This window comes from Georgenia sp. Z1491 (assembly GCF_057652395.1).
The window spans coordinates 2,078,071-2,098,085 of sequence record NZ_CM172729.1 but is presented as its reverse complement, the minus strand read 5'-3'; the positions used below and the strand labels follow the sequence as shown (position 1 = coordinate 2,098,085).

The following is a 20,015-nucleotide window of genomic DNA, read 5'->3' as shown; positions in this document are numbered from 1 at the left end:
TGGGGAACGGCCGGCAGGGCCGACCGCGGTTCGCGACCGGGCGCTGATCGACGGCGATCACAGGCCCGGGGCGAGCAGGAGCCCGCACCACGCGGCCCCCACGCACGACGCGAGCATCCCGGCGCACAGGCACGACGCAGCGACGGGTCGCCGGGCGCCAAGGACACGCACGACGTCGACGCTGGCGGTGCTGAAGGTGGTGAACCCGCCGAGGAAACCGGTCCCGGCGACCAGCCCGAGCTCCGGGGACACGCCTCCGGTCCCGGCGACCAGCCCGAGCAGGAAGGACCCCAGCACGTTGACCACCACGGTCCCCACGGGCAGTGCCGGTCGCAGGGCCACGGTGAGGGCGCCGTCGAGCAGGAACCTCGTACCGGCGCCGAGGCCGCCCGCCAGCGCGACGAGCAGCCACGTCATGCCGTTCCCCCGCCGTCGCGACGGCGCTGCGCGCGCACGACCCGCAGCACGCCGACGTGGGCGAGGTAGGCCGCGAGGACGCCCGCGACGACGGACCCCACGGCATAGCCTGCGGCCACGGCCGGTCGTCCCGCCTCGGCGAGCTGCACCGTCTGCAGGGCGAGGGCCGAGTACGTCGTGTAGCCACCGAGCACGCCCGACCCCAGCACCACCCGTGCCCGGCGTGCCCGCTCGTCGTGCATCGTGGTGAGCACGGCGAACAGCACGCCCAGGAGTGCCGCGCCGGTGACGTTGATGCCGGCGGTCGCCCACTGCACGTCGGCCGGGCCGGACCCGGCCAGCTGGTCGATAGCGGCACGCGCGCCGGAGCCGAGCGTCCCGCCGAGCACCACGAGCGCGAGGATCCCGGGCCGCAGGTGCTCCGGCCGCGGGCGGCGAGCTGGGTGAGGCACGCGGCGAGGATAGACCCGCCGGACCCACATGCCCGCGGGGTCCTCCTCGGTGCCGTGGACGCCGGCCGGAGCCGCACCCTTCGTAGCGGCGAGCTCGTGCCCGCCGGCGGACGGCGATCAGTGATCGGTGTAGATCACCGACGTGTCGCCGGCCTCCTCCCGCCACATGCTGACGACGACGAGCGTCGGCGAACCGGTCGGAACCTCGACGTACGCGTCCCGGTTGGACATCTGCGCGCCGATCTCCGAGGGCGCGTCGTAGGCGCCGTCGTCGTTGTTGACGACACCGCTGCCGTCGGTCGGGAACGCGACGAGCTGCGGGTCGGAGTCACCCTCGCGCAGGGTATGGACCGAGCCCGACGGTCCGGCGGGTTCGGTCGCGAGCAGGGCGACGTCGTCGACGGCGACGGACACGTCGACGGGAGCCCCCGGAGAGAGCGTGCCCGCCAGACCGGAGCGGAACTCGAAAGGCACCGTCCCACCGCTCTGGCGCCAGTCGGTGACCTCGACCGTGTAGGTCCCGGGCTCGAGCACCAGGCCGACGGCGGCGTCCAGTCCCGACGAGCCGCCGAGGGGGGCGAGGTCGCTCGACGCGCTCCCGACGTCGTCGACGTCGACCGACACCCCCTCGCCGGACACGGCGATCTGAGGATCCGTGTCACCGGAGGCGGCCAGTGCGAGGAACCCCGTGCGCTCGGTGACCGTGAGGGTCCCGGTCCACGCACCGCCGGCCGGGACCTGCACCTGGCCGGACTCCGGCACCTCCGCGCCCGACGAGTCGGTGAACGTCAGGGCGTCGGCCGGGGCAGGGCCGGGGACCGGGGCGGACGGGTCGCCCCCGGGGCCGCCCGCCGTGGGGTCGTCGTCGCCCGAGAAGAACATGAAGTACGCGCCGACGCCGAGCACCGCGACGATCGCCAGCACGAGTGCACCGGCGAGGAGCGGAGAGAGTCCGGACCGCCTCTGCTGCGACTGGTAGCCGCCGGGGCCCTGCGGACCGGCGTAGCCGGCCGGCCCCTGAGGCGCGCCGTAACCGGCCACCTGCGGCGGTGCTCCGAAACCACCGGGGCCCTCCGGGGACGCTGCCCACGGCGCTCCGGCGCCCTGGGGGTAGGCGGCGGTGCCGCCCGACGGGTAGCTGCCGGCGCCGGCAGCGGCGTACCCGCCGTATCCGTCACCGAGCTGAGCCGTCGACCCGGACTCGACGACGGGACCGGTCGACCCCGGGGAGCCCGCGCCGGGGATGCCGTAGAAGCCCGGGCCCGTCTGACCGGCCCAGCCGGCCTCGGCCGAGGATCCGGCGGACCAGCCGCTGCCCGCGGTGAATCCGCTTCCGCCGGACGGCGTGCTGCCGTGCGGACCGGCCGCGCCCTGCCCGAGCGCACCGACACCGTAGCCCGCAGCGGACGGAGCCGAGGGCGGCATCTGGCCGTAGCCCGGTGCGGACGGGGCCGACGGCGGCATCTGGCCGTAGCCCGGAGCGGACGGGGCCGACGGCGGCATCTGGCCGTAGCCCGGAGCGGACGGGGCCGACGGGGGCAGGCCCTGGTCGGCCGGTGCGACGTCCTGTGCGCCAGCCACCGCACCGGACGACTGCCCGGCCTGCAGCACGGACGACGGGGCAACCGTGTGGTCGACAGGCGGAGTGGGGTCCTCCGCACCGTGCACGTCGTACTCCGAGTCCTCGGCGTCGTACTGTTCGTCGGTCCACGTGACGCCGTCCCAGAAGCGGATCTTGCCGTCCTCCCAGGGGTCGGAGTACCAACCTGCTTCGACGGTGCTCAACGATTCCTCCGTGGACGAGCGTGCGACGGCGTGGGGCTCCCCACGGTCCGGACCTGTCGAGGGTAGCCACGGCGAGGGCCCATGCCCGGCATTCCGCGCGGGGAGAGCGACCCACGGCGGCAAGACTCACACCCGCGAGGTGGCGCGCGCTACCCGATGGTGGCGTCGGCGACCATCCTGCCGCCCTGCCCACCGAACGTGGTGACGATGACGACGTGCTCCCCCTCGTCGCCGGAGACGGTGAGTCCGGAGTCGAGCCAGTCGGGCAGGTCCTCGCCGTCGTAGCTCGTCGAGCTCTCCCAGTCGTCGTTCTCCGTGATCGTCCCGTCCGGCGAGGCGATCATCAGCAGCGGGTCCGTGTCCTCGCCGGTCAGTGTCACCGTGAGCTCCTGGTCCGCCTCGAGGTCCACCGCGTACAGGATCGCGTCGTCGGGCTGGACGTCGACGTCGAGCTGGTCACCGTCGGCGAGCGTCGTGCCGTCGCCTGCGACCACCTCGAGCTCGAACGCGCTCGGGTCGCCGTAGTCGGACGTCACCACGAGCTCGTAGTCGCCGGGCTCGAGGACGAACGCGCCGGCGGGGTCGAGGCTCGACGGGAATCCGCTGAAGTCGAGGAAGTCGAAGACGTCCGCCGAGTCGGTGAGCTCGTGGTTCACGCCGTTGCCCTCGATCGTGATCGAGAGGGTCGTGTAGTCGGGCGAGTAGCCGGCGACCACCACCGGCACCCGCTCGATCACCCGCAGGGTCGAGGTGTACTGGCCGTCCTGCGGGAACGCGCCGTCGACGCCCGCCCCGAGGTCGTTCCCGGACGTGTCCACGAGATAGGCCAGGCCGGAGACGTCGCCGTCGCCCCCGGCGGAGCCCTCGGTGCCCGCGGGGGGCGGGGTGGTCGACGGCGGATCGCTGGGATCGTCGGTCGGCGGCTCCGTGCTCGGCGACGGAGTCGTCGGCGGCCGGTCGGAGGTCCCCGGCCCGCCGTCGTCGGCCGTGTCGTCACCTCCGACGAGCCTGGAGATCCCGAAGGCAGCCAGGGCGACCACGATCACCGCGACGAGCGCGAGCACGGCCACGACGGGTCCTCGCCCCCGCCCGCCGGGCCCTCCGGGAGATCCGTACGGCCCGGGCCCCCCGGGCCCCCGGCCGTACCCACCCGGCCCGTACCCGGACGCACCGGCGGTCCCGCCGGGGCCCGGGGCACCGGACGGCCCTCCCGACCAGTGCGGCTGGGAGTGCCCGAAACTTCCTCGCGGTCCGCCCGCGTGGGGCTGGGCCGACCCCTGGGGCGCAGCACCTGCCTCCAGCGGCTGCTGCCACGTGGCGGTCCCCGGGTCCACGGGCCGGCCCCGGTAGGGGTCGATGCCGCCGGAACGGTAGGCGCCCGCCCCGACGGCCGCGTACCCGTCGTAGCCGCCGTCCGGCTCCTGTACCGCGTAGGTGCCCGTCGTCGTCTCGACGTCCACCTCGTCGTCGCCCCAGCCACCCGCGACGCGGTGCTCCCCCGTCGGGACCGGGCTGGACGAGCCCGGGTAGCTCATGGCGCCCGCGTCCCCGTAGCCGAGGTCGCCGTACGCGGTGGCCCGTGACTGTCCGGTCCGCCCCTCCGCGGGCCTGCGCACGGTGTCGCCGTGCTCCTCGTCCCAGTCCGCGCCGTCACGCCCGTCCTGCTGGGCGTCGTGCCGCCAGGGTTCGCCGTGCTCGGGGCTTCCGCCCTGCCTCGTCGCCATACCGCCTCTCCGTCCGCGATCAGCGCGGAGCGATGTGGACGACGGCGTCGGTCGGGTCTCCCCAGAAGGTGCTGGCGACGATCACGCTGTCCCCCACCGGGATCGGGTCGGTGTCGACCGAGGCGTCCAGCGGGTTGCGCGGCTCGTGCTCGGGCGGCGCGTCGTCGTTGTGGTAGACGAACAGCTCCGGGTCGACGACGTAGATCATCGTGTCCTCGTCCCCGTGGACACCCGCACGGATCGGGGTCTCCTCGCCGACGTGGAGGATGAACACCGACGGACGACCGTCCTCGATGGTCACCGGCGTGTCGGACGGAACGCCGACGACCAGCGAGCCGGAGTGGACCTCCATGACGACCTGCGAGGCGTCCCCGCCGTACTCGTCGACCGTGAACTCGTAGTCCCCGGGCTCCATCACCCAGGCTCCCGCCGGGTCGAGGTACGACTGCGGGAAGCCGAAGACGGGCATGAGGGCCCGGGAGTCGTCACCGGTGAACTCGCCGCCCTCGCCGGACGCACTGAACCGCAGGTCCTCGCCCTCCGGAGAGTGCCCGCCGAAGATCACCGCCGAACGCTCCTCGATGCGGAGCGTGAGGGTGAGCACCTGGTCGTCGGCGATCGCGGACTCGAAACGGGTGCCGAGCGCCTCGCCGTCCGGGTCGACGAAGAACGCCGTGCCGGTCTCGCCGTTGCCGACGAGCTCGCCGGGCGCGAGGGACGGCTCCTCGGTGGTCGGCTCCTCGGTGGTCGGCTCCTCGGTGGTGGGGTCTTCCGTCGTGGGCTCCTCCGTGGTCGGCTCCTCCGAGGTGGGCTCCTCCGTGGTCGGCTGCTCGATGGTCGCCGGCTCGGTGGCGGGCTCACCGGTGGTGGCCGGCGGCGGCGTGGTCCCGCCGGCGGTCTCGTCCTCGCCCGAGACCGCGTCCCAGATCAGGTATCCCCCGACGCCGACGACGGCCACACCAAGGATCGACAGCAACGCGATGAGCGCAGGACTGCGATGCTTGTCCGGCTCCCCGCCAGCACCGGGACCGCCAGGGCCGGGACCCCCGGGACCCCCAGGACCACCGGGACCGCCCGGTCCGTATCCCCCGCCGGGACCGCCGGTGCCGTACGCGCCCGCTCCCCCGTAGGCGCCGGCCGGGCCGTAGCCGGATGAACCTGCACCGCCGTAACCGGGTCCGGCCGCAGATCCCGGTGAACCCGCGCTGCCGTAGCCGGCTCCGGCCGCAGCTGCGCCGAAGCCGGCCGCGGATCCCGGCGAGCCGGCTGTCGGGCTGCCCGGACCGGGATGACCGTGGCCGGGCTGGGTGCCCTGCTCCGCGGACTGCTCCGTCCACGTGGTTCCGTCCCAGTACCGGAGTCTGGCGTGGTCGTAGGGATCGGTGTACCACCCGGGCGCGACACTCATGAGGGGCACTGTAGTGCCGCGCAGGTCACGTTCTGGTCACTGTCGAGCGTGATCCGCAGGGCAGTTCTGCCCCGGGACCGCGCGCTCCGCGAGGAGTCGGGCGACGCCGGACCTCGACGTCCCGGTCGAGGAGCGCTCAGCTCACCTGGCGGTTGCGCGCGGCGCGCCGGCGGGCGAGCTCGTCGGGAACGTCCTCGGTCTCGGCCCGCTCGGTCGGCAGCTCGGCGAGACTCCCCTCGACCTCCCGCCACACGCGGCTCACCGCGATGCCGAACACACCCTGGCCACCCTGGACGAGGTCGATCACCTCGTCGTCGGACGTGCACTCGTACACCGAGGCGCCGTCGGACATGAGGGTGATGCCCGCGAGGTCCTCGACGCCCCGCTCCTTGAGGTGCCCGATCGCCACGCGGATCTGCGGCAACGAGACGCCCGAGTCGAGCAGGCGCTTGACGACCTTGAGCACGAGGATGTCGCGGAAGCTGTACAGCCGCTGGCTGCCGGAACCGTTGGCACCGCGGACGGAGGACTCGACGAGACCGGTACGGGCCCAGTAGTCGAGCTGTCGGTACGTGATGCCCGCCGCGCGCGAGGCCGTGGGTCCGCGGTAGCCCGTGTCCTCGTCGATGTCCGGGAGCGTCTCGCCGAACAGCATGCCCTGGGACAGCTGCGGGCCGCGCGCGTGCGCGCCGGTGGCTTCCGTGGGACTCACGGTGGGCTCCGTTTCTCGTGGCGGGACCGGGTGCGTGGTCCCGGTGACACCGTCACGCTAGGGCGCCCCGTGACCGGGGTCAACGACGCCGGTCGGCGGGTCGCTCACCAGTTTACCGCTGACCTCCGACGTGGCTCGTGGTGCGGGTGAGGCACGCACCGACGGACGGCCGCGCGACGATCAGCTCTCGCTGCGTGGGTCCCCGAAGTCGTTCGGACCGAGCCCCTCGAGCTCGCGACGCAGCTCGGCCACCGCGTCCTCGATCGCCGCGCCGTCGGTACCGCGGGACCGTCCGCCCCCCGTCGCCGGTCCCCCTCCCGTCGCCGGGGCGGCCCCCGATCCGGGTGCCGCGCCGCGCGCCGGGGTCGTCGCGCCGAGCTCCGGCAGCAGCTCTGGCGCGCACCGGATCGCGGCACCGGCCCGAAGGGCGAGCGCGACGCCGTCGGACGGGCGGCAGTCGATCCGCTCGCCGGACGAGAGCACGAGCTCGGCGTAGAAGACGCCGTCGAGCTGTGCGGTGATGACGACCGCGACCACCTCCGAGCCCAGCGCCCGGATCGTCGACAGCAGGAGGTCGTGGGTCAGCGGCCTCGGCGGGACCAGCCCGGCCTGGACGGACGCGATGGCGGCGCCCTCCCGGGCACCGACGACGATGGGCAGCACCCGTCCGCTGGGTGGGTCCCTGAGCAGGAGCACGACCCGGCCACCGTCGAGCGTCACCTCGACCCCCTGGACCTCCATCTCATGCACGCCCCGAGCATATTCGACCGGGACTGCGAGTATCAGGTTCCGAGGACGGCGGTCGGCCGAGCCGGGCTCAGGACTCCGAGATCGCTCGTCTGAGCAGCTCGGCGTGCAGCTGTGCATAGAGCTCACCCATCTCGCGCGCGCTCGCGTGGGCGCGTTCGAGGTCGGCGCCCGAACGGCCGGCGCGCAGGGGTGCCAGCGCGGCGGCGATCGTCCCCGCCTCACGCTCGGCCGCCTGCCGGACGGTGCGCAGGTGACGCGGATCGACTCCGAGCCGGCCGAGCGCCGTCGCTGCCACGACCACCGGAACGGCGGATCCGGGGTGCCGCCCGCGCGCATCCGCTCCGACGAGACCGGCCTCGACCAGCGCCTCGACGTCGGAGACGCTCGCGCCGGTGGCGTCCGCGAGCTCGACGGTGGTCATGCGCGACCCGGCCGAGGGCGTGACGACCTGGCCGTCGCGGGCCACGAGCCGAGCGAGCGTGGGGTCCTGCACGCCGCGTCCGGCGTCGAGGTCGTCGAGCTGGTCGCGGATCACCCGCAGCGGGAGGAACGCGTCCCGCTGGGCGGCCAGGGCGAAGCGCAGCCGTTCGACGTCGGCCCGGGAGTACTTCCGGTAGCCGGACGGGGCCCGGTGGGGCCGGACGAGATCCTGGTCCTCGAGGTAGCGCAGCTTGGACAGGGTCATGGCAGGGAACTCGTCCTTGAGGACCGCGAGGACCTGGCCGATCGCCATGACCGGGGTCGTGCTCACCCCGGGGGGCCAGCTCGTCGAGGCAGCGACGTCGGGACGCTCGTCACCGCCCGGCTCCGGCCGGGAGGCCCTGGACCGCGCGGCGCTCACGCCTCGCGAGCCTCCTCGCCGCGGACCTGGCTCGGGTGGTAGGTCAGGCGGTACTTGCCCACCTGCACCTCGTCCCCCGCGCGGAGGCGGACGGCGTCGATGCGCGTGCGGTTGACGTAGGTGCCGTTGAGCGAGCCGACGTCGCGCACGTCGACACCGCCGTCCCGGACGAGGAACTCGCAGTGGTGGCGCGAGACGGTCACGTCGTCGAGAAAGATGTCCGAGCGTGGGTGCCGGCCGACCGAGGTGCTGGCGGCATCGAGCAGGAACCGTGCGCCGGAGTTCGGACCGTGCTGCACGATCATCAGCGCGCTGCCCGCCGGCAGGGCGGCGACCGCCTTGGACTCCTCGGCGGACAGGCCGGGGAGGGACGGGTCGGCCGACGGCTCACCGAGCATCCCGAAACGCGCGGTGGAGTCGGCGCTGGTGCCGTCCTCCTCGAGGTGCAGCCGCGGGTCGTCCCACGGCTCGGGTGCGGGAGGCGGAGGGGTGGACATCGCGGTGCCTCCTTCGGCGGGGTGCATCCGGCCCGCGGGTCGCGGGGCCGTCGTGCCATCGTAGTCTGATCGTGACCTTTCGTGTCACCGTGGTGACAAGCTCTGATCAGGTCGTACGGCACAGCCACCGCTGTGCGCGCCCAGAGCCGGACGTCGGGTCTCAGTCCTCGACGACCCGCGAGTGCTCCAGCTCCTGCGGCTCGGCGACGGAGAGGATCTCCAGCCGCTCCCGCTCGACGAGCTCGACCTCCGCGCCGCGGCCGCGCGTGGTGGACATCGCCCCGCCGGGGATCTCCAGCGCGACCCGCATCGTCTGCGGATCGCCGATGGCCCGCACGACGTACGGCGAGGCGATCGTCGTGCCGTCGACGACGAGGCCACCGGTCTGCCGAACCACGTACGAGGTCGCCGTCAGCCGGACGCCGTCGACCTCGATGGCCTCGGCACCACCGTTGCGCAGCTCCTGGACCAGCGTGACCATCGTCTGCGCCCGCATGGAGTCGTCGGGGTCGGTGACGACGATCTCGACGCCCGGTCCGGCCGTCGGCACGGTACCCGCGAGCACACCCTGTGTGCCCGCGAGCTCGGCGGCGGCATCGGCGGCCGCCTGCGAGGAGTCGGCCGCGGTGCGCAGCTCGTCGAGCTCCTCCTGCAGCCGGTCCTGCTCGTCGACGAGGTCGATGTTGCGCCGGTCGAGCTCGTCGAGCAGCCGCACCAGGTCGTCCTGGCGGAGCGCCGCGAGCGGATCCTCCTGGGTGTGCCGCACCTGTGCCACGAGCGCGATCCCCAGCATCGCGCACAGGATCACCACGAGGAGGTCCGAGGCCCTGCCCTGCCACCAGGGCCGCCGGGCCGGGTCGGGCGCGGCGTCATCGACGTGGGCCCGGTCCTCGCCGTCGTGCGCCTGGTCCGTCATCTCGTCGGACCGGTCCTCCTCGTCCGGGGTGCGTTGCTCGGCGTCGGGCCTGCGGTCCTTCTCCCGGCGCTCGTGCGACTCGTCAGGCACCGTGCTCACGCCTTGAAGATGTGGCGACGGATGGCGGCCACGTTGGAAAAGATCCGGATCCCCAGCACGACGACGATCGCCGTCGTCATCTGACCGCCCACGCCGAGCTGGTCGCCCACGTACACGAGGAAGGCGGCGACCACCGTGTTGAAGAGGAACGAGGTGATGAAGACCTGGTCGTCGAACACGCCCTGGAGACGGGCACGCAGGCCGCCGAGCAGGGCATCCATCGCGGCGACCACGGCGATCGGGAGGTACGGAACGAGCCACGCGGGCACGGTCGGGTCGAGGACCACCCCGACGACCACGCCGATCGCAAGTCCGACGATCGCGAGCACTACCGCTCCCCCTGCCCCGTCGGGCCGCCCGTGGGATCCAGGGGCGTCGCATAGGTGGTGGTCCGCGGTGGGAGCGCCGGGAGCGTCGCCTCGTCGAGGTCCGCGTAGGACACGTCGATCTCGTACCGGTCGGACAGCTGCTGGAGGTGCTGGCCTGCGGTGCCCGTGCGGAGCGAGTCCCGCAGCTCCTCGGGGTCACCGAGCGCGACGACCGTGTAGGGGGAGCTCGTCGCCTCGAGGTTGACGAGGATCGCGCGCCCGGCGGCCCGGATCGCGGAGGTGGACGCGAGGCGCCTGCCGTCGATGCTCACGCCCTCCGCCCCCGCCGCCCAGAGGCCGTTGACGACGGTCTGAAGGTCGGTGTCCCGCACCCGGCCGTCGTCGGCGTCCGCGACACCCGCCGCGGCGTCCTCGGAGTCGGACAGCACGATCTCGATGCCGGGACCCGAGATCGCGTACTGGGCCGAGCCCCCGAGCGCGACCCGCGCCTCCTCGCCGAGGTCCGACGGCGCGCCCTCGACGATCTCGTCGCGCAGCAGGTCGACCTCGGTGGCGAGCTCCTGGTTGCCGGTGGACAGCGCCGCGGCCGCCTCCTCGGCTCCCTCGATCTGTGCCGCGAGCTCGGCCCGGACCGGGTCGCGCCCCTCCTCCGGCGCGGCGAGCTCACGGCCGGCCACGACCAGCCCGACGCCGACCGCGAGGACGGTCGTCCAGGTCGCGACCCGTAGGACGGGGCCCGTGCTCGTCCCCTCCTTCTCGCGGCGCGCGGCGGCCTCGGCATAGCCGGCGTCCAGCGGGTGGTCGATGAGGGCCCGCAGCGGGGACTCCCACGACCGTGGACGCGGCTCCTGCCGCCGCACCCCGCTCCCCTTGTGCGCCATCGGGCCACTGTAGGTCCGGGTGCCGCCCCCTCCGCCGCACCGCGCCGGAGGTGCCGGTTCGGTGCGCGGTTCACCGCCGTCCGCCGGGGCATCGCCGTGCGCGGAGGCCTCGCTGTTCGCGGATCGTCACGGTCCGCAGGGGCCTCGCTGTCCGCGGATCGTCACCGTCCGCGGGTGGTCAGGTTGGCCCACGCGTCCCGGCGGCGGTCCCGCGGTATGTCCACCACCGCACGAGCGCCTCGAACGGTCCACGCCGATCGCCGCGGGCGAGGACAGCGGCGACGGCGAGGCCGAGGACCCAGGCACCCATCGCGACACCTGCCGCCTGCAGGTTGGTGATGTCCCGTCCCAGCGCGAGCGGACCCCACGGGACGAGCACGACGACGAACACCAGCGTCTGCAGGAGGTAGCCGCTCATCGACATCCGGCCCAACGAGCTGATCGCGGTGGTGAGGGCGCCGCCCCGGGGACGGCGAGCCGCGGTCCGACCAGGCGTGACGAGGCCCTGTGTGGCGGGACCAGGCGCAGCGGGACCGCCCTCCGGATTGTGCGCGACCCGCGTCGCGACGAGCCCCAGGAGAGCGGCGTAACCGATCCCACCTGCGTAGCCCCCGGCGCCGTGGAGCAGGCCCATGAGTGGGGCGGCCCCCTCCGACGGCGGCCCGACCGCGCCCGCGGCGACGAGCGCGTACCAGGCGCCGAGGACGACCGCCGCGCCGAGACCGAAGGCCGCGCAGCGCACCAGCAGAGCCCGGTGCCCGGCGGGCTGCTCGAGCACGCGGTGGCGGGCAGCGAGCACGCCCAGCGGCACGGTGACGCTCACGCCGATGGCGTTGGACAGGACGCCGCCGGTCGGCCAATCGACGAGGTGCTCACGCACTGCCGGGCCGAGCTCGGCAGGGATCGGGTCGGCGACGGCCCCGAACGATCCCGAGCCCGCCAGGAGCAGGACCACGAGGACGCCGGCGATTCCGGCCCAGGCGAGCAGGGCGGCGTCGTGTGCGCGGACCATGGCGCCGGGCAGGAGCAGCAGGAGCAGACCGTAGGCGGCGAGGATCTCACCGGGGAAGAACAGGATGCCGTGGGCCGCACCGATGCCGACGAGCACCACCGACCGACGTCGGAGGATCCCGACCACGGTCGCTGCGGAAGCACCGTCGTCCAGGCGACGCGACGCCAGCTGCCAGACTCCGTAGCCGAAGAGGAGCCCGAACAGCGGGTAGGCCCGTCCGTCGACGAGAACGAGCTGGAATGCGGCGACCACGTCGTCGAGCACTGTGGTCGTGGCCGGATCCGGGTAGCCACGCAGACCCTCTCGCGGTACGTCGACGAACGCCCGCACGTTGGCCAGGGCGATGAGCAGCAGCATCGCGCCACGCGCAAGGTCGGGTGCGAGTGCGCGTTCGGCGAGCGGGGTCGGTCCGCGCTCTGCCGGTCCGATGGGCTGCGACATGTCGGAATGGTCGCAGAGCGCGTCGGCCCGGCCGCGACGGATTCGCGATCCAGTCGTGATGGTCGTCCCATCCGGATTCATCATCGCGCGGGTTACTCTCAGGTGCCGCCCGGCGCACCGCCCGGGACGGGCGGTGTCCGGAACAAGGAGGTTTCGCGTGTCGGTGGACCGGGGCATGACAGACCGCCTGCGCATCCGCGAGGTCGTGGAGAGCTGGGCGTTGTGGCGTGACGCCGGCCTGTGGGAGCGGTTCGCCACCGTCTGGCACTCGCAGGGATACATGACCGCCACGTGGTTCCAGGGATCGGCCACCGACTTCATCGGGGCGAGCCGCACCGCGTTCGAGGAGGGGGTGTCGATCCTCCACTTCCTCGGCGGGACCTCCGTCGACGTCGCCGGAGATCGAGCGACGGCACAGACCAAGATGACGATCTCGCAACGCGCCCGCGTGCACGGCGTCGAGGTGGACGTCGTGTGCACGGGTCGGTTCTACGACTTCTTCGCCGTCGAGGACGACGACTGGAGGATCGTGCGACGTCAGCCCGTCTACGAGAAGGACCGGCTCGACGTCCTCGACCCGGGTGCCGGCCTGACGCTCGACGCCGACGTGCTGGCCGCGTTCCCGCTCGGCTACCGGCATCTCGCCTACCTCCAGCAGGAGGCCGGCTTCACCATCAAGCAGGGCCTGCCGGGCCTCACCGGCCCCGCCGTCGAGACCCTCTATGCCGAGGGTGCGGCCTGGCTGGACGGGTCGCCCACCGCGGGTACCCCGCTCTGAGACGAGAGGCGCACCCGTGACGAACCGCCCGCCGTGCGACGGACCTCGTGACGAGGCCGGCCTGCGCGACGCCCCCACCACACACCCGCTCATCGATCGCGTCAGCAGCACCACACCCCCAACAGCAAGGAGCACCATGTCCCCCCTCCGATCACGTCGTCGCAGCTACGCAGCCGGCGCCACCCTCGCCGCCTCGGCTCTTGTCCTCGCCGCCTGCGGCGGTGGCGACTCCGAGGGTGAGGGTGGTGGCGACGGGGACGAGCTGACGCCGATCACGGTCGGCGTCATCCCGATCATCGACGTCGCCCCCCTCTACATCGGCATCGAGGAAGGCATCTTCGAGGAGCACGGCCTCGATGTCACCGCCGAGTCCGGTCAGGGCGGTGCGGCCATCGTCCCGAGCGTGGTCTCCGGCGACTTCGACTTCGGTTTCGGCAACTCGATGTCGACCGTCATCGCCGCCTCGACCGGGATGCCCCTGCAGATCATCGCGTCCGGCGTCTGGTCGACGGGCGACCCCGAGGAGGACGGGTTCACCATCATGTCCGCCGACGAGAGCATCCAGGGTCCCGAGGACCTCGAGGGTGCCGTCGTCGCGACCAACACGCTCAACGCCATCGGTGACTCGGTGGTCATGGAGTCGGCCGAGCTCGCCGGCGTGGACCCCACGACGATCGAGTTCGTCGAGATGCCGTTCAACTCGATGCCTGCCGCGATGGAGAACGGCGACGTCGACGCGGCGTGGATCGTCGAGCCCTTCGTCACGGTGGCGATGGAGGACAGCGGGGCTCACGTGGTGACCGCGGTGCTCCTCGACATCGCCGACGAGTGGGAGATCGCCACCTACTTCACGACCGACACCTACGCGAACGACAACCAGGAGACCGTCGAGGCGTTCCAGGCCGCGATCTCCGAGGCCAACGCCTACGCGCAGGAGAACCCTGACGCGGTCCGGGAGATCCTGCAGTCGTACCTCGATCTGCCCGACGGTCTCGAGGACCGGGTGATCCTGCCGGGTTGGCAGCCTGAGGTCTCGCGCGAGACGGTGCAGATCTACCACGACATGGCCGACGAGCGTGGCCTGCTCGACCAGGAGGTCGATCTCGACGCGCTCCTCGAGCACGCTCAGTAAGGGGCGGTCCGAGCTGCCACGCGGCCGGTAGCCGCACCTCGCGGCTCCGACGGCCGGTGAGGACGTACGACGGCGGGGCCCAGGGATCTGTGTCTCTGGGCCCCGCCGCGTTCGGGCGGACGGGCCGGTCGGTCGAGGTGGTAGGTGTGTCGGATCGGTCGAGCCGGTCCTAGCGCCGGTCTGCGGTCCGGCCTACGGCGCACGCCGGCCGACCTGGAATGATGCGCAGACACCTGTGTCCATAGCCAAGGAGATGACATGACCTCAGTCGCCAGCTTCCGGCGCGCACCCGTTCTTGCCGACCTCGTGCCAGGTACCCGTCTCAGGGACGTCGCCCTCGTGCTGGCGGGGACGGTGTTCGTCACTCTGGCCGGGTGGGTCGCGGTCCCGCTTCCCTTCACGCCGGTCCCGGTGTCCCTGGCGACGTTCGCCGTCCTTCTGACCGGTGCGGCGCTGGGACCTGCACGGGCTGCCGCGAGCATCCTCGTCTACCTGGCGGCCGGCACCGCGGGCGCACCGATGTTCGCCGAGTTCAGCTCGGGATGGGCGTTCGCCTCGTACGGCTACGCGCTCGGGTACCTCGTGGCCGCCGTACTCGTGGGTGAGCTGGCCCGTCGCCGGGCCGACCGGTCGGTCCTGGGCACGGCCGCTCTCGCGGTGGCGTCAACGGCGACGATCTACGCGATCGGTGTCCCGTGGCTCGTCGTGTTCCTCGGCGTCGACCTGGCGACGGGGCTCACCCTGGGCGTGGTCCCGTTCCTCGTCGGCGACGTCATCAAGGCGGCAGCAGCCGCACTCCTGCTCCCCGGAGCCTGGTCGATCGTCCGCCGCGTGCGCCAATAGAGCGAGAGCGGGTGGCGCACCCGGCGCGCTCTTCGCCGGGCTGTGCCGCGGACCAATCCATCTGAACGGCGCAGGTGGGGCGGCACGGATATCGGCCGGTGACGTCGTCGCTCGGTCCTCGCCTTGCGGCCTCCCCGACCATCGACCCGGCTCGTGCCCCGCGCCTGAGGGCGGCGGTGCACCTCTACTCGCGCGGGCGTCCTCGTCGGGTGACTCCCCGGGCGGTGGTGCGCTGTCACTCGCGCTGAGGTAGCTCGTTGCGTCGGGTGGGTTCGATGGGGCGGCCGTGTTGGTCGTGGAAGTGCCATCGGCCGCGCGTGCGGGTGATGGTGATGTTGCGGGCGTGGATGAGGTCGTGGTGGTGCCAGCACAGCAGGATGCCGTGTTCGATGCTGGTGGGGCCGTGGTCCTTGTACCAGTGCAGGCAGTGGTGGATCTCGCCGAAGCCTGGTGGTTCGTCGCAGCCGGGGTATTGGCAGTGCTGGTCGCGGGCGTGGATGGCCCGGGTCATGTTCGCGGGGAAGATTCGTTTCTCCTGTCGCGCGTCAAGATTCTTGGCAGGGCTGTTGAGTCAGTCCTGAAGGAGAATCAGAACCATGGGAAGACCCCCTTCGATTCCGGTCGAGAAGAAGACTCGGATCGTGTTGAGCGTGCTCGCTGGTGAGCTCACGATCGCCGAGGCCGCGGGCTGGGTGCCGGTCATCACGCGGGGGTCGATCGCGGCTGAGATCACGTGATCCTCACCCGGCTGCCACGCGGTCAGCCACTGCCGGGCCTCGTCGGACAGCTCAAAGACTCCCGCCCCACCCTCGCTCGCCGGCCTGGGGGCGCTGCCATCGTGGTTCGCCGCCCCGGGGGCGGTGACGGACGCAGCGCCAGCGCTGCTCCCGGTGTGGGTGCGGGTGTGGGGGTCGCGGGGTCCGCCGGGCGCGGTCAGGGACTCCGCCGCGGTGATCGGGCCGACGACCTGCCCCTCGGGCAGGCCCGCGTAGGCCCGGACCGCATCGGGGGTGAGGTCGTGGGTGGCGTTCCAGCCGGCGGTCGCCGACGCGGGTGGGATCACGGACCCGGTCGCCCGGGTGAGAGCGGTCAGGGTCTCCAGTGTCGCGGTGATCGTCACATGCGGCCGGACCCTGGCGCCGGCCAGCTGCCCGCCTCGGTCGAGAGACTCATGGGCCAGGGCGACCAGTGCGCCGGCCCGGCGCTGTGCCGGGCTCCGGTCGTCATCGGCACCTTTGCGGCCAGCGTGAGCGGTCAGGGCGGTGGTCACGACCTGTCCGGACAGCTCGTCGAGCCAACCGGTGAGGTGGTACCCGCCCGTGGTCGGAGCGATGGTCAGCTCCTCGCGGGCGTCGTCCTCACGCCAGGCCTTGTCGGCTCCCGCGGGATCGGCCCGGACCTTCCACGCCGCGACCAGGCGAGCGAAGTCCTGGGCGTGCATGACCTGGGCCTGAGCGACCAGGAACCCCTCACCCATCTCCGTGTCGGCGAGCTGGGTGCGCAGCCGGTCCGTGGACAGGGTCTCGCGGACCAGGACCTGCACATGCTCGACACTGATCCGCCCCACACACAGCGCCCCATGGGCCAGCGGCAGGTCGTCGCGCAGTGCGCGGGCCTGCCGGGCCTGCCGACCCGCGACCGCCGCACTGGTCCCGGTCCGGTCCCGCAACCACGTCCGGAACGACCGCTGCCCATCCAACGCCCACAGACCATCCGTCTCGACCTTGGCGGTGGTGGTGGCGCGTAGTGCGGTCAGTCGTCGTTCGGCGGCCTCGATGCTTTCCAGCAGGTCGATCGCTTCCTGCCCGGACAGGTCGCCCACGCGAGCCTGGCTCAGTGCGTCGAGCTGAGCCACCACCCCTCGCATGCCACCGACCACACCCACCGACGACAAGGGCTCGCCAACATGCAAGGCGACGCCCTGCTCACGAGCGGCGGCGGCGTCGGTGAGCGCAGGCGCCGCGGCCGGGTCCTGCTCATCCTCGTCGTCGCCGGTGAGCGTGACCGCAGCGGGCAGGTCGTGGGTCTCCTCGTCAAGGTCCGCCCGGTCGTCGTCACTGTCAGTGGCCGCGCCGGCGCCGGTGCCGTAGGGGCTGTCGAGCTCACGGTCACCGACGTCCTCGACGTCCGCATCGGCGTCGGGATCGGTCTCGGCATCGCACCCGACGGCGTCGCTGACGTCCTCGGTCTCGGCATCGGCATCGGACTCCGAAGCGGCATCGTTCTGGGCTGCCTTCTTAGCGAGCCAGGCCTCGATCTGCGCGGAGAGCAACTCCTCCAACGCCGACCACCCCTGGTCCACACCCACGTCCTCAGCCACCGCCCCCGCACCTCCTCGTGCCACTCGATCCGACTACCCCGATGCTACTCGAACGCATATTCGAGAACAACCGAAATGCCCGAATCTGTGGACAACTACGCCACATCCACCACCCACCCTGACCTGGGGAAAAACCGTGCCCACGACAACCACCACCCACCAGCGGGCGAGCGGCGAGCGGCGAGCGGCGAGCGGCGAGCGAGTGACCGCACGCCGGGGCCCAACCGCACACCGGGGCCCCACCGACGGCAGGCCCGTCACCGCCCGTCGCCCTGTGACCATCCGCGCACGCCGGAGGGTCCGCGAGGCCCCCCGATCGTGGACGTGCCACTCTTGTGCCCATGCAGCACTGGCCAGGCCACCCTTACCCCCTCGGCGCGACGTTCGACGGCGCCGGCACGAACTTCGCGCTCTTCTCCACGGTCGCGGACCGGGTGGAGCTGTGCCTGGTCGACGACGACAACGGCGAGGTCCGCGTCGACCTCACGGAGGTCGACGCCCACGTCTGGCACGGCTACTTCCCCGGGGTCAGGCCGGGCCAGCGCTACGGCTTCCGCGTCCACGGCCCGTGGGATCCCTCTCGGGGGCTGCGCTGCGACCCGACGAAGCTCCTGCTCGACCCCTACGCCAAGGCCGTCGACGGTCAGATCGACGGGCACCAGTCCCTGTTCTCCTACGACTTCGACGACCCGAGCCGCTTCGCGCCGCAGGACTCGCTCGGCCACACGATGGTCTCCGTCGTCGTCAACCCGTTCTTCGACTGGGGCAACGACCGTCCGCCGGGCCACGAGTACCACGACTCCGTCATCTACGAGGCCCACGTCGCCGGCCTCACGCGCCTCCACCCGGATGTCCCCGAGGAGCAGCGCGGCACCTACGCGGGCCTGGCCCACCCGTCGATCATCGAGCACCTCACGTCGCTGGGCGTGACCGCCGTCGAGCTCATGCCGGTCCACCAGTTCGCGCAGGACCCCCACCTCGTGGAGAAGGGGCTGTCCAACTACTGGGGCTACAACACGATCGGCTTCTTCGCCCCGCACAACGCCTACTCCTCCCAGGGCAGCCGGGGCGAGCAGGTCGACGAGTTCCGGACCCTGGTCAAGGCGATGCACGAGGCCGGCATCGAGGTCATCCTCGACGTCGTCTACAACCACACCGCCGAGGGCAACCACATGGGTCCCACCCTCAGCTTCAGGGGCATCGACAACCCCCAGTACTACCGGCTCGTCCACGGCGACGAGGCGCACTACTTCGACACGACGGGCACGGGCAACTCGCTCTACATGCGTAGCCCCCACACGCTGCAGCTGATCATGGACTCGCTGCGCTACTGGGTGCAGGAGATGCACGTGGACGGCTTCCGGTTCGACCTCGCCTCCACGCTCGCGCGCGAGCTCCACGAGGTGGACAAGCTCTCGTCGTTCTTCGACATCATCCAGCAGGACCCGATCATCTCCCAGGCCAAGCTCATCGCCGAGCCGTGGGACGTGGGTGAGGGCGGCTACCAGGTCGGTGGGTTCCCGCCGCTGTGGACCGAGTGGAACGGCAAGTATCGCGACACGGTCCGGGACTACTGGCGTGGTGAGCCCGGCATGCTGGGCGACCTGGCCTACCGGCTCTCCGGCTCCTCGGACCTCTACGAGCACTCGGGTCGCCGCCCGGTGGCGTCGATCAACTTCGTCACCGCCCACGACGGCTTCACGATGCGCGACCTCGTCAGCTACCACGAGAAGCGCAACGAGGCGAACGGCGAGGACAATCGCGACGGCGAGTCGCACAACCGGTCCTGGAACTGCGGCGTCGAGGGCCCCTCGGACGACCCGGCCATCAACGCGCTCCGCGCCCGCCAGCAGCGGAACATGCTCACCACCCTGCTGCTGTCCCAGGGCGTGCCGATGATCTCGCACGGCGACGAGATCGCCCGCACCCAGGGCGGCAACAACAACGTCTACTGCCAGGACAACGAGATCTCCTGGGTGGACTGGGACCTCGACGAGGACGCGCAGCACCTGCTCGGGTTCACGCGTGAGCTCGTCGAGTTCCGCCTCGAGCACCCCGTCCTGCGGCGCCGCCGGTTCCTCACCGGCGAGCCGCTCGCCGAGTCGCCGGACGGACTGCCCGACCTCGCCTGGTTCGCCCCCGACGGCGCCCCGATGGCCGACCACGACTGGGGCGGCGACGCCAAGACCATCGTCTGTTTCTTCAACGGCGAGGCCATCGCCGAGCCCGACGCGCGCGGCGAGCGGATCCTCGACGACTCGCTGCTCATCATCCTCAACGCCTCCCACGAGGACGTCCTCGTCACGCTGCCGCTCGCCGAGTGGGGGCCGACCTGGTCCGTCGTCCTGGACTCCGCCGGGGAGCGGACGCAGTCCGGCGATCTCGCGGCGGGTTCGCAGGTCACGGTGGTGGCCCGGTCGACGGTCGTCCTCCTGAGCCCGCAGGGCTCCCGTGAGGCGGCCCCCGCCGACGCCGTCGGTCGGACCGTCACGGGACGCATCCCCACCTCACCGGCGTGGGGCGGAGGCCGCCGCCAGACGGCGGTCACCGCCGACGAGCCCGACGACAGCCCCTCCCCCGACGACGACGGGAACCCCGAGTCCGACGCCGCCGCCGACACACCCGAGTAGGACCGGTCGGCCGCCCCCTGCCCGCTCCCGGAGCCGGCGGGCACGGAC

The 20,015-nt window shown here is 72.4% G+C and carries 19 protein-coding genes; 4 read left to right on the top strand and 15 right to left on the bottom strand.

The window, feature by feature from the left end; genetic code table 11:
• Nucleotides 1-57 precede the first annotated feature (57 nt).
• The 13 genes from AC24HA_RS09730 to AC24HA_RS09670 form a co-directional block, all read right to left on the bottom strand.
• Entirely contained in the window at nt 58-417 is a 360-nt protein-coding gene (locus tag AC24HA_RS09730; protein ID WP_425708804.1) for a fluoride efflux transporter FluC, read from the bottom strand.
• Nucleotides 414-869, bottom strand: coding sequence for a fluoride efflux transporter FluC (locus AC24HA_RS09725; RefSeq protein WP_425708805.1), 456 nt, complete (start codon nt 867-869; stop codon nt 414-416). Before AC24HA_RS09725 ends, AC24HA_RS09730 begins: the two co-directional genes overlap by 4 nt.
• Before the next feature lie 117 nt (nt 870-986).
• A complete protein-coding gene (locus tag AC24HA_RS09720) occupies nt 987-2,654 on the bottom strand; it encodes a DUF2510 domain-containing protein (RefSeq protein WP_425708806.1) in 1,668 nt (555 codons plus the stop codon).
• Nucleotides 2,655-2,803: 149 nt separating this feature from the next.
• Nucleotides 2,804-3,724: a hypothetical protein gene (locus tag AC24HA_RS09715; protein ID WP_487563494.1), complete on the bottom strand. Its 921-nt coding sequence runs from the start codon at nt 3,722-3,724 to the stop codon at nt 2,804-2,806.
• Between the two features lie 673 nt (nt 3,725-4,397).
• Entirely contained in the window at nt 4,398-5,786 is a 1,389-nt protein-coding gene (locus AC24HA_RS09710; RefSeq protein ID WP_425708808.1) for a DUF2510 domain-containing protein, read from the bottom strand.
• A 136-nt stretch (nt 5,787-5,922) separates the two neighbouring features.
• Nucleotides 5,923-6,441 carry a MerR family transcriptional regulator gene (locus AC24HA_RS09705; protein WP_425708968.1) on the bottom strand — a complete coding sequence of 173 codons (519 nt, stop codon included), beginning with the start codon at nt 6,439-6,441 and terminating at the stop codon, nt 5,923-5,925.
• Nucleotides 6,442-6,678: 237 nt separating this feature from the next.
• Nucleotides 6,679-7,239, bottom strand: coding sequence for a bifunctional nuclease family protein (locus AC24HA_RS09700; RefSeq protein ID WP_425708969.1), 561 nt, complete (start codon nt 7,237-7,239; stop codon nt 6,679-6,681).
• A 76-nt stretch (nt 7,240-7,315) separates the two neighbouring features.
• Nucleotides 7,316-8,089 carry a transcriptional regulator FtsR gene (gene ftsR, locus AC24HA_RS09695; RefSeq protein ID WP_425708809.1) on the bottom strand — a complete coding sequence of 258 codons (774 nt, stop codon included), beginning with the start codon at nt 8,087-8,089 and terminating at the stop codon, nt 7,316-7,318.
• Nucleotides 8,086-8,487: an FHA domain-containing protein gene (locus tag AC24HA_RS09690; RefSeq protein WP_463649308.1), complete on the bottom strand. Its 402-nt coding sequence runs from the start codon at nt 8,485-8,487 to the stop codon at nt 8,086-8,088. The genes ftsR and AC24HA_RS09690 overlap by 4 nt, the downstream gene beginning before the upstream one ends.
• 259 nt (nt 8,488-8,746) lie before the next feature.
• Nucleotides 8,747-9,601, bottom strand: coding sequence for a DUF881 domain-containing protein (locus AC24HA_RS09685; protein WP_425708811.1), 855 nt, complete (start codon nt 9,599-9,601; stop codon nt 8,747-8,749).
• Nucleotides 9,598-9,930, bottom strand: a complete 333-nt coding sequence (locus tag AC24HA_RS09680; protein WP_425708812.1) for a small basic family protein — start codon at nt 9,928-9,930, stop codon at nt 9,598-9,600. Before AC24HA_RS09680 ends, AC24HA_RS09685 begins: the two co-directional genes overlap by 4 nt.
• A complete protein-coding gene (locus AC24HA_RS09675) occupies nt 9,930-10,811 on the bottom strand; it encodes a DUF881 domain-containing protein (protein WP_425708813.1) in 882 nt (293 codons plus the stop codon). Before AC24HA_RS09675 ends, AC24HA_RS09680 begins: the two co-directional genes overlap by 1 nt.
• Nucleotides 10,812-10,989: 178 nt before the next feature.
• A complete protein-coding gene (locus AC24HA_RS09670) occupies nt 10,990-12,264 on the bottom strand; it encodes a DUF418 domain-containing protein (protein ID WP_425708814.1) in 1,275 nt (424 codons plus the stop codon).
• Nucleotides 12,265-12,439: 175 nt separating this feature from the next.
• On the opposite strand from AC24HA_RS09670, the gene AC24HA_RS09665 reads away from it, so the two are divergent.
• The 3 genes from AC24HA_RS09665 (at nt 12,440) to AC24HA_RS09655 (ending at nt 15,017) form a co-directional block, all read left to right on the top strand.
• A complete protein-coding gene (locus AC24HA_RS09665; protein WP_425708815.1) occupies nt 12,440-13,042 on the top strand; it encodes a nuclear transport factor 2 family protein in 603 nt (200 codons plus the stop codon).
• Between the two features lie 136 nt (nt 13,043-13,178).
• Entirely contained in the window at nt 13,179-14,174 is a 996-nt protein-coding gene (locus AC24HA_RS09660; protein ID WP_425708816.1) for an ABC transporter substrate-binding protein, read from the top strand.
• A 258-nt stretch (nt 14,175-14,432) separates the two neighbouring features.
• A complete protein-coding gene (locus AC24HA_RS09655) occupies nt 14,433-15,017 on the top strand; it encodes a biotin transporter BioY (RefSeq protein WP_425708817.1) in 585 nt (194 codons plus the stop codon).
• 235 nt (nt 15,018-15,252) lie between these two features.
• Here the strand turns inward: AC24HA_RS09655 and AC24HA_RS09650 are convergent, their stop codons facing one another.
• Together AC24HA_RS09650 and AC24HA_RS09645 are read right to left on the bottom strand one after the other, a co-directional pair.
• Nucleotides 15,253-15,528, bottom strand: a complete 276-nt coding sequence (locus AC24HA_RS09650) for an HNH endonuclease signature motif containing protein (RefSeq protein ID WP_425708818.1) — start codon at nt 15,526-15,528, stop codon at nt 15,253-15,255.
• 60 nt (nt 15,529-15,588) lie between these two features.
• Nucleotides 15,589-17,337 carry a DUF222 domain-containing protein gene (locus AC24HA_RS09645; protein WP_425708819.1) on the bottom strand — a complete coding sequence of 583 codons (1,749 nt, stop codon included), beginning with the start codon at nt 17,335-17,337 and terminating at the stop codon, nt 15,589-15,591.
• 341 nt (nt 17,338-17,678) lie between these two features.
• On the opposite strand from AC24HA_RS09645, the gene glgX reads away from it, so the two are divergent.
• Nucleotides 17,679-19,967: a glycogen debranching protein GlgX gene (gene glgX / locus AC24HA_RS09640; RefSeq protein WP_425708820.1), complete on the top strand. Its 2,289-nt coding sequence runs from the start codon at nt 17,679-17,681 to the stop codon at nt 19,965-19,967.
• Nucleotides 19,968-20,015: the final 48 nt, after the last annotated feature.